The sequence below is a fragment of the Megamonas sp. genome (assembly GCF_986095205.1).
Map to the genome: position 1 here is coordinate 1 of NZ_CFQVBI010000005.1, position 10,528 is coordinate 10,528.

The window sequence follows — 10,528 nt, forward strand, 5'->3', positions numbered from 1 at the left end:
CATTAATAGAATTATTTTCACTAGCTATTATTTCAACATTGCCACCATCAATATTATCTATAGCTGTAGTAGCATTTATAATATTGTCTTTTCCTGTAATTCTTACTACTGTATCCGTACTTGTAGTAGCAATATCTTTGTCAATATTATTTTTATTTACAAAAATAGCAGTATCACTTGCTTTTATATTATTTTGCCCTTTATTAGCATTTAGAGAAATATTGCTTCCATTATTTACTTCAACAGCTATTCCTTGAGCTACTTCTATGCTATTATTTCCTGACTGACTATCGATATTTATAGCTGAAGCATTGCCACTTATTCCATATCCATTATCTACATATACAATATTATCTGCATTAATAGCATTTAAATTTACTACTCCTTGTTCCTTAGTATAGATACCAAATTCCTTAGCATTAATAGTATTACTATCTGTAGCCTGTAATTTAACTTCAGATTTATCTATACTAGAAATACCTTCTATACCTTCTAATATATTTTTATTAGCTTGAGCCAATACATTAGATTGACTGGATAATATTGCAATACCTTCATCAATTTTAAAGTAATTTTCACCTTTATCAGCTTTTAAATTAACTTGACTATTATCCATTAAACTAATTCCTATATAATTGCTAGTAAAGGCGTTATTACCATTTAAAGCATTTAAATTAATATTGCCATTAGAAAAACTCAATATTCCTGTTCCTACAGCATTTACAATATTATTATTAGCATTTAATGTTATATTACTTTGTTTATCATCTGCATAAGAAACATGTATACCTGTGTAATCAGATGTAACAATATTATAATCTTTAGCATTTAAATAGAGCGTTCCATTATCATTGACTTCTATTCCTGTACTATCAACATCACCTAAAGCTTTAATTACATTAGAACCCGCACTAGCTGTTATATTTACATTACTAAGTTCACCAGAAACTTCTATACCTGTAGATTTTGTATTTACTACATTATTTTTACTATTTATATTTACACTTGTTTCGTCATCTGTATTATTTTCATTGATAACAAAAATTCCATAAGAATGATTTCTGCTGCTATTATCATTTGTATTTATAATTAGATCGCCATTATTTACAATATCAACTTTACTTCCCTGATTTAGATTATCATAAACATATACTCCATAGTTATCAAAACCTCTACCACTAATAGTAGAATTGATTTGCATATTTTCTTGATTATTTATATTTAATTGGCTATTTTTTACATTAATTCCATAATTATTAAATAATCTTTGCCCATAACTATCAGTTATAGTAGAATTAATATTCATATTTTTAGCATCTAATTTAAGTGCGCTATTGTTTTCTACATTTATTATGCTATTATTTACATCATATAATCGACGATTAATATTTAAATTACTATTTATATTTATATCTCCATTTTTAGATAATAAATTTAAATTAGCATTATCTTTTGCATTTATAGCATTTATCTGCTCCAATTCCTGCGCTGTATTATCTATATTAATATCATTAATAGTCTTGATATCTATTAATGAGCGACTTCCCTGTGAAGTATTTCCTTGAGATAGAATACTTGTAAACATATTACTTCTATCAATATTATGTTCAATAGTTAAACTATCTACATCTATATTTAATTTTCCGCCATTATTAGAAAATATTCCATATTCATCTCTTACATTTGTATCAATAATATTAATATCATCATTCACTATATTTTTAATACTTCCATCAGATACTTCTATACTCGATGAAGTTATTGTATTTTTTGTTTCTTGACTTGCCCATGTTGGTGTAAAAACAACCATATTACAACTTATCATAAAAAAAATTGCTCTTTTTATTAATTTCTTTTTCATAATAAGTCCTCCTATCTTTTTTAGTATTAATTCATGAAGACTTTTTATGAAAATAATAAAAAGAACAATTTTATTATCGTCATACAAAATTCATCATTATTTAATTCTTCTATATTAATTATACCATAAATACTATAAATAAGATATAGCCCTTATTATTTATTTTGATTATTTTACATAATATTTTGTGGTTTTCCCTCAATCCATTTTGCAATATTTTCTAAAGCTATAATAGCTCTTTTCTGCATAGCTTCTTGCGTATCAAATCCAATATGTGGAGATAACACAACATTTTTTGCAGTCAACAATGAATTTTCTGCTCCAATAGGTGGTTCTGTATCAAAAACATCAACGCCAGCACCAGCAATTTTTCCCTTATTTAAAGCATCAGCTAAAGCTTGCGTATCGATAATTTTTCCTCTAGCTGTATTGATTAAAATAGCATTTTTCTTCATTAAAGCAATTTTTTCTGCATTTATCATACATGTAGTTTCTTTTGTAAGTGGCATATGCAGTGAAATAATATCGCATTCTTTTAAAATAGTATCCATATCCACAAATTCAAATTCACTATTTTCAGGAATATGTCTGCGATAACAATATACTTCACAACCAAAAGCTTTAGCTAATTTTGCTACTTTTAAGCCAATAGCACCTGCTCCAATAATACCAAATTTTTTACGACAAAGTTCTAATCCGCGAAGACCATTACTTGTTTCATGATTTTTTGTAGCCATACCACACTCAGCTAATTTTCTATATAGGCTTATACACATACCAATTACAAGCTCGCTAACAGCTTCATTTGCATATCCTGAACAATTAGAAATTAATATATTATGTTCATGACAATAATCCATATCTACATGGTCTACACCAGTAAAAGCAACAGAGAGCATTTTTAAATTACTACATGCTTTTAAAACATTTTCTCTATATGGTTTATTAGCTATTATCACTGCATCAGCATCTTTACAGCGTTTGATTTTTTCTTCATCGCTATCTGCTAAAGAATTATAATATTTGATTTCTACATCTTGAGGTAAAATATCTTTTGCTAATTCATTCAATGTTTTTTCATTTATACCTATTGTTTCCGCTATAACTAATTTTAAACTCATAAATCCACTTCCTAACCATAAATTTATTCACTATAAAATTTTATTCGCTATTAAATAATAAATACCTGCAAATTAAATTCTAGCCAAATATATTTATATATCCTATAATTACATCAAATAAAAATTTTAGAAGGTGCTTTTATGGAATTTCGTTTATTAAAATATTTTTTAATGGTAGCTCGCGAAGAAAATATAACAAAAGCAGCTAATTTGTTGCATATTACACAGCCCACTTTATCTAGACAACTTATCCAATTAGAAGAAGAACTCGGAGTAACTTTATTTCAACGAAGTAAACATCGCATTATTTTAACTGAAGATGGTATGTTATTGCGTCGTCGTGCTAAAGAAATAATTTCCCTGATGGAAAAAACACAACAAGAACTGACAAAAGAATGCGATGATTTAGTTGGAGAAATTTCTATAGGTTGTGGTGAAACTCAAAATATGTCATATTTATCTCAAAAAATAAAAGAATTCTATAAAGTTCATCCATTAGTAAAATTCCATATTCATAGTACTACTGCAGATGAAATTAAAGAACGCATAGAAAATGGTCTTTTAGATATGGGATTAGTAACTGAACCAGTTGATATCAGTAAATATAATTTCTTTCGTTTACCGCAAAAAGAACAATGGGGCATTTTAGTCCATGAAAAACATAGATTAGCTCAAAAAACATTTATCACATCTGATGATCTAATCAATGAACCACTAATCATTGCTAAACGCACAGCCGTACAAAATGAATTAATTAATTGGTTTAATAATTCTCCAGAAAAATTAAACATTGTAGCAACGTATAACTTAATTTTAAATGCTGCTAATATGGTAAAACATCAAATAGGTATAGCCCTTTGTTTTAATCTTAATCTTGGTGATTTTTACCATGAATTAAAATTTATACCTTTATACCCAGAAATAAAAACTGGTGCTGTACTCATTTGGAAGAAAAATCATATATATTCACAAACTATGTCTCATTTTATCCAAAGTATTAAAAATGCTTAAAAAGCATTATTTATTATTAAATATAAGTATTAGTCATAATTAAATAAATATATTAAAATGTAGGTGTTCAAAGAAATAGAATACCTACATTTTTATTTTGCAAAATAAAATACTTAATTATTAAATTCAATAAAAACGAAATAAGGAAGTATTAAAATGACAATTGATGAAGCAAGTAAACATTATAATATTCCCCTAGAAATCTTACACGAATATGAAAAATGGGGGTTATGTAATGCAGTAAAAAAAGTCATGGGTTCATGGCAATATGATGATAGTGATTTAGAAAATCTAAGTTTAATCATGACCTTACATGATATAGGCTTTAATATTGAAGAAATTGAAAATTATATGCGTTTATTGCTCGATAAAAACAATCATAGTGATAAATTACAACTATATAGTTTAAATAAAAAACGCAATGAACTTCTTGATGAAATCCATTTCCGTGAAAAACAATTAGAACGCTTAAATTATCTTCGTTACAAAATCGAACATAAATATACTAAATAATAAAAAAATTCTATTGACTTGGAGTTGACTACAAGGATTAAGATTAAATTATAAACCGAGGTACTTACAAATGGATAAACTTACATTAAACAACCAAGTAACAATACCACTTACAGGATTAGGTGTATATCAAATAAATAATCTTGATGAATGTGAACACACTGTATTAAATGCTTTAAAAATGGGCTATCGTTTAATAGATACAGCTGCTTGCTATGGCAACGAAAAAGCTGTTGGCAATGCAATCAAAAAAAGTCAAATTCCTCGTGAAGATATTTTTATATCGTCTAAAGTTTGGATACAAGATGCTGGTTATCAAAAAACAAAACAATCATTTGCTAGAACATTAGAAAATTTACAAACAGATTATTTAGATTTATATCTTATTCATATGCCTTTTGGTGATTACCATGGTAGTTGGCAAGCTATGGAAGAATTATATGTTTCTGGAAAAATAAAAGCTATTGGCGTTTGTAATTTTCTACCAGATAGATTAGTTGATTTAATTTTAAGTCATAATATTATACCAGCAATTAATCAAATAGAACTCCATTTACTTTGTCAACAACAAGAATTATTAAAACTCATGAAAAAATATGATATAAAACCTATGGCATGGGCTCCGTTTATTGAAGGCAAAGAAAAAATTTTTGAAAATCCTCTATTGATTTCTTTAGCTAAAAAATATAACAAAACTACAGCACAGATTATTTTAAAATGGCTAAAACAAAATAATATCATCAGTATTCCAAAATCTACGAATTATACACATCTTCAAGAAAATATACAATTAAATAATTTTACTTTAACATCAGAAGAATTAGATGCTCTTGCTCAATTAGATAAAAAACATAGCATCATTCTTGATTTACACGATATAAACGAAGTTTATCGCTTACACAATATTAAATTTATTCAATAACAAAATAATCTACAATAAAGGAGAAAAAATTATGCAATATAGATATTTAGGTAAAGATAAATTAAAAGTATCTGCTTTAGGTTTAGGCTGTATGGGATTTACTCAAAGTTATCCGCCATATCTTCCTGAAAATGAAGCTATCTTCGTATTACAGCAAGCCGTTGATTTAGGCATTAACTTTTTTGATACAGCTGAAGTATATGGCCCATATACAAATGAAGAATTATTAGGCAAAGCATTAAAACCATATCGTTCCCAAATTGTTCTTGCTACAAAATTTGGTTTCGATTTAGTTCATAAAATGGATAATGCTAATCGACCAGTAGCGCTTTCAAGTAAACCTAAAGATATTCGCAATGCACTTGAAGGCTCTTTAAAACGATTGCAAACAGATTACATTGATTTATATTATCAACATCGTGTTGACCCGCAAACTCCGATTGAAGAAGTAGCAGAAACTATGAAAGATTTAATCAAAGAAGGAAAGATTTTACATTGGGGATTATCCGAAGCTAGTGCTAAAACCGTCCGTAAAGCCCATGCTATCTGCCCTGTAACTGCTGTACAAAGTGAATATTCCATGTGGTATCGTGAAGTTGAACAAGAATTATTACCTACTCTTGAAGAACTTAATATCGGCTTTGTTCCTTTCAGTCCTTTAGGTAAAGCTATTTTAACAGGACGATTTAATAAAGATACTCATTTTGCTAAAGATGATTTTCGCATTCAAATACCTCGTTTCAATAGCGAAAATTTAAATCACAACTATATTTTAATCGAATATGTACAAAAATTAGCACAAGAAAAACAAGTATCTCCTGCACAAATTGCTCTTGGTTGGCTTTTAGCTCAAAAACCTTGGATAGTACCTATTCCTGGAACTAAAAAAGTTTCTCGACTACAAGAAAATATCAATAGTATAAATGTAAAATTCTCTGCTGAAGAATTATCCATGATTAACAAACATTTAAATTCAATCAATCTTCAAGGTGCAAGATATCCTCAATCACAAGAAAATTTAATAGATAAATAAATTTATATTAAAAATTTTTATAAAAGAAGGTATTTATATGTCTAATACATTAATAGTTTATTATTCTCATTCTGGTAATACACGCAAAATGGCAAAAATTATTGCTGAACAACTTCATGCTGACTGTTTAGAAATTATTCCACATAAACCTTATCCCCAAGCCTATAATGCAGTTGTCAATCAAGCTAAACATGAAATCTCTCAAAACTATCAACCTGACATCAAAGATATTCAAATAGATTTAAATAAATATTCCACTATTTTTATCGGTTCACCTAATTGGTGGAGTACTATTGCACCACCCATACTCACCTTCATTATGCAAAATCAAAATCATTTAATAAATAAAGAAGTCATTTCATTCTGTACTCATGGTGGAGGTGGCTTCGGTCATATCCCTCAAGATATAAAGAAATTATGTCCTCAATCAAAAATTCTCACAGGATTAGCTTCTTATGATAGCACTGCTTCAAATACAGATATTCATAAATGGTTAACTAAAATAAATATTTTATAATCATTTTAATTGAATTATCACTTGAATTCTAAGAAAGGAGTAGCTTATGACTTTAAAATTTAAATCAAAAATCGTCTTAGATATCATCATGTTCATACTACTATTATTATGTATGTCATATTCATTAATAGGTACAAAGTGGCATGAATATTTAGGCATTATCCTTTGCATAGGATTTATAATTCATTGTATATTACAAAAAAATTACTTTGCCAAGATAATATCTTTAAAATACACACTTTATAATTCATTTATTTTAATAATTAATCTACTCACTTTCTTAACTATGTTTGGATTAATTATCAGTAGTCTTATATTTTTAGATTATATCCCGTTATTTCTAAAAACCTCTTTTCCCAATTTAATCAATTTTGCTCGTACATTACATCTACTGTCAGCTTATTGGGGTTTTATTTTAATATCTATGCATATAGGATTACATTGGCAAATTTTTTATAATCTAATAACTAAATATACAAAAGATAAATTATCTTATTCGCTAAATTCTAAATTAATTTTATGGATAATTTTCCTTTATGGATTAAATAACTTTATTCATTATGATTTAATTTCATATATGTTGTTACAAAATAATTTTGTATATTTTAATCCATCTCAATCTTTACTATCATTTTTTGTGGACTACTTATCTATCGTAGTTACTTTCATAATCTTAGCTAACTATTTACGAAAAAGCTTTCTAAATCTTCAAACAAAAGATTGTATTTTATCACATATTTTATATAAATTAGATAAAAAATAAACATACAGGAGGTTATTATCATGAAAAAAATCTTTCTACTGCTAAGTTTATTATTAATGACCTTTTCTCTAACGGCTTGCAATGCTCAAGTAGAACCAACTCAAGATAATACTACAGCTAATACTAATGTAAAAACAACAACTGAAACTACATCAACTTCAACACAAACTAAAATTATAAAATTAACAACTACTAATAAACAAACTATTGAAATCGAATTAAATAATAGTCCAGCTGCTAATGATTTATATAATCAATTACCACTATCCATAGATTTAGAAGATTATAGTACAAATGAGAAAATATTCTATCCACCTAATAAATTAAATACAGAAAGCACACCTAAAGCCACACCAAAAATCGGAACTTTAGCTTATTATGAGCCATGGGGAGATGTTGTTATTTTCTATGATGATTTCCGTGCTAACAACGATTTATACGAATTAGGTCATGTTATTTCTGGTGGAGATATAGTATCCGAGCTATCAGGTACAGTAACTATTGAAGCTATGCCTAATCAATGAGGTTATTTATCATGAACCGTAGAGATTTTATCAAATTAAGTGGCTCAGGTTTATTGACTCTATTTTTGAGTGGTTGTGGATTATCTGCATTGACAAATAAACCTGAAACAACAGCTAATGCTAATGATCATATAGGAGAAAATAAAATGAAAATTGTAGTTATTACAGGTAGTCCTCATAAAGCAGGAACTTCAGCTTTATTAGCTAATAAATTTATCGAAGGTGCAACAAGTGCTGGACATGAAGTCTTTCGTTTTAATTCTGCATTTGAAGATATTCATCCTTGCCAAGGTTGTGACCATTGTGGTATGAATGGGCCTTGTATTCAAAATGATGCTATTGAACAATCACTTATGCCAAAATTAATTGGTGCGGATTTAATTGTTTTAATTACACCTCTTTATTATTATGGTATGTCCGCACAAATAAAAACTGTTGTTGATAGATTTTATTCACGTACAGGCTCCTTACATCGTAAAAAATCAATTTTAATGGCAACTGCTTATAATAGTGCTGATTGGACTATGGAAGCTTTAGTTCATCATTATGAAACGCTAGTGCGTTATATGGAATGGCAAGATATCGGCAAAGTTTTAGCCATTGGTTGTGGCTCTCGTCCTATCATTGAACGTACAGAATTCCCTAATCAAGCATATCAAATAGGCTATAACCTTTAATAAAATTCATTTAAAAGTGAGGGATATTTATGAAATACTTATTATCTATATTGACCTTTTGTAGTGTTTTATTCTTAGGCATAAGTTCTAGTTTTGCTAATTATCAAGCTAGTTCTTTGACAGCAAAACAGCAAGCTATCATTCCTATTGCTTCTTATACAGCTACTGGAGATTTAAATAATTTAAAAATAGCTATAAATGAAGGCTTAGATAGTGGACTAACTATCAATGAAACAAAAGAAATAATGGTTCATCTCTATGCTTATTGTGGTTTTCCTCGTGCCTTAAATGGTCTTGCTACTGTAGATGAAGTTTTATCCGAACGACAAAGCAAAAATATTCATGACACTATGGGCGATGAGGCAACACCACTACCAGCAAATACAAATATTTTAGCTCTAGGTACTAGAGTTCAAACTCAATTAGCAGGAGCACCAGTGAATATTGCTAGTTCTTCTGGCATTGATTACATGTTGAAAGCACATCTCTTCGGTGATTTATTTGCTCGCGATATCTTGACTTATCCAGAACGTGAAATTGCTACAATCTCTGCTTTAGCAAGTATGGACGGAACAGAAAGCCAACTTTTATCCCATCTAAATATTGGTATCAATGCAGGACTTAGCAAAACTAAATTACAAGATATAATCAATACTTTAGATGCAAAAGTTAATACCCAAATAGCCCAACATGCCCAAGAAATCCTAGATAACTATCTTGCCTCTTCTAAATAAAATACCATATAAAAAAAGATACACCTTAAAAGTTATTCCAATTAACCTTTAAGATGTATCTTTTTATGTTATAATAATTAATTATATACAAATAAAAAAATAGATTAGAAAAACCTCAAGGAACGTAATAATTATGAATATAAATAATGATGAACTAATAAATATTGTTACAGATTATTTATTAGAAGACAGATATACACAAGCTATTTTAATAGATGGTAAATGGGGTACAGGAAAAACTTTCTTTGTAAAAGAAAAACTTATACCAACTTTGAAAGATAATACTTCTCTAAAATTTGCCAAAATATATTATCTATCCCTATATGATATAAAAGATCTTACTGAACTAACTAACAAAATATATTTAGCTTTATTTGAAAATTTCTTTAAAAATAAATTTTGAAAAAATATAACTAATAAATTAAATTTATTTTCAAAAGCAATAAATATAGGATTAAATGCACTTAATAATTCAAATATTTTAGGATTTAACATAACTAAAGATGATTTACCTAAATTTGAAGATCTTATAGATTTAAAAAATATTTCACTATTTTTAGACGACGTTGAACGATGCAAAATAGATATTAATGAATTACTTAGCTTCATAAATATATTAACTGAACAAAATAATATAAAAGTTATTCTTATTGCTAACGAAGAAGAAATAAATCATATTCAATATTATAATAATCTTCCTGAGAAATATATGTTAGCATTAAATAAAAAAATAAATTTTGACAAACTATCTACTGATGATAATACAAGATGGATTGTATAATGAAGTGCGACACCTAGAAAAATAAAAAACTCATTATGAATTTTCGTGTAAAATAAAGTTACCACACAAAA

The 10,528-nt window shown here is 27.7% G+C and carries 12 protein-coding genes; 10 read left to right on the forward strand and 2 right to left on the reverse strand.

From position 1 onward, the window contains the following. Both AC5LAX_RS00860 and AC5LAX_RS00865 read right to left on the reverse strand, forming a co-directional pair. Window positions 1–1,861: autotransporter outer membrane beta-barrel domain-containing protein (locus AC5LAX_RS00860; RefSeq protein WP_493263616.1), on the reverse strand; the 1,861-nt coding region annotated here is incomplete at its 3' end. 173 nt (window positions 1,862–2,034) lie between these two features. Further along, the gene (locus tag AC5LAX_RS00865; RefSeq protein ID WP_288909461.1) at window positions 2,035–2,982 is read right to left on the reverse strand and encodes an NAD(P)-dependent oxidoreductase; all 948 of its coding nucleotides are present in this window, start codon (window positions 2,980–2,982) and stop codon (window positions 2,035–2,037) included. Window positions 2,983–3,123: 141 nt separating this feature from the next. Between AC5LAX_RS00865 and AC5LAX_RS00870 the strand changes: the two genes are divergently transcribed. The 10 genes from AC5LAX_RS00870 to AC5LAX_RS00915 all read left to right on the forward strand — a co-directional run bounded on the left by AC5LAX_RS00870 (window position 3,124) and on the right by AC5LAX_RS00915 (window position 10,457). Next, window positions 3,124–3,993: a LysR family transcriptional regulator gene (locus tag AC5LAX_RS00870; protein ID WP_288909462.1), complete on the forward strand. Its 870-nt coding sequence runs from the start codon at window positions 3,124–3,126 to the stop codon at window positions 3,991–3,993. Window positions 3,994–4,149: 156 nt separating this feature from the next. After that, window positions 4,150–4,506: a helix-turn-helix domain-containing protein gene (locus tag AC5LAX_RS00875; protein ID WP_018999503.1), complete on the forward strand. Its 357-nt coding sequence runs from the start codon at window positions 4,150–4,152 to the stop codon at window positions 4,504–4,506. A gap of 70 nt (window positions 4,507–4,576) precedes the next feature. After that, complete coding sequence (locus AC5LAX_RS00880; RefSeq protein ID WP_288909463.1) at window positions 4,577–5,428, forward strand: aldo/keto reductase; 852 nt, start codon at window positions 4,577–4,579, stop codon at window positions 5,426–5,428. Between the two features lie 31 nt (window positions 5,429–5,459). Next, entirely contained in the window at window positions 5,460–6,461 is a 1,002-nt protein-coding gene (locus AC5LAX_RS00885; RefSeq protein WP_288909464.1) for an aldo/keto reductase, read from the forward strand. A 37-nt stretch (window positions 6,462–6,498) separates the two neighbouring features. After that, window positions 6,499–6,978: a flavodoxin gene (locus AC5LAX_RS00890; protein WP_288909465.1), complete on the forward strand. Its 480-nt coding sequence runs from the start codon at window positions 6,499–6,501 to the stop codon at window positions 6,976–6,978. A gap of 783 nt (window positions 6,979–7,761) precedes the next feature. Next, complete coding sequence (locus tag AC5LAX_RS00895; protein WP_193525874.1) at window positions 7,762–8,265, forward strand: cyclophilin-like fold protein; 504 nt, start codon at window positions 7,762–7,764, stop codon at window positions 8,263–8,265. Window positions 8,266–8,276: 11 nt separating this feature from the next. Then, window positions 8,277–8,942, forward strand: coding sequence for a flavodoxin family protein (locus tag AC5LAX_RS00900; RefSeq protein ID WP_288909466.1), 666 nt, complete (start codon window positions 8,277–8,279; stop codon window positions 8,940–8,942). Window positions 8,943–8,971: 29 nt separating this feature from the next. Then, window positions 8,972–9,676 carry a carboxymuconolactone decarboxylase family protein gene (locus AC5LAX_RS00905; protein WP_288909467.1) on the forward strand — a complete coding sequence of 235 codons (705 nt, stop codon included), beginning with the start codon at window positions 8,972–8,974 and terminating at the stop codon, window positions 9,674–9,676. Between the two features lie 133 nt (window positions 9,677–9,809). Continuing rightward, window positions 9,810–10,079: a P-loop NTPase fold protein gene (locus AC5LAX_RS00910; protein WP_288909468.1), complete on the forward strand. Its 270-nt coding sequence runs from the start codon at window positions 9,810–9,812 to the stop codon at window positions 10,077–10,079. A gap of 141 nt (window positions 10,080–10,220) precedes the next feature. Next, a complete protein-coding gene (locus AC5LAX_RS00915; protein WP_353888853.1) occupies window positions 10,221–10,457 on the forward strand; it encodes a P-loop NTPase fold protein in 237 nt (78 codons plus the stop codon). The last annotated feature ends 71 nt before the right edge of the window (window positions 10,458–10,528 follow it).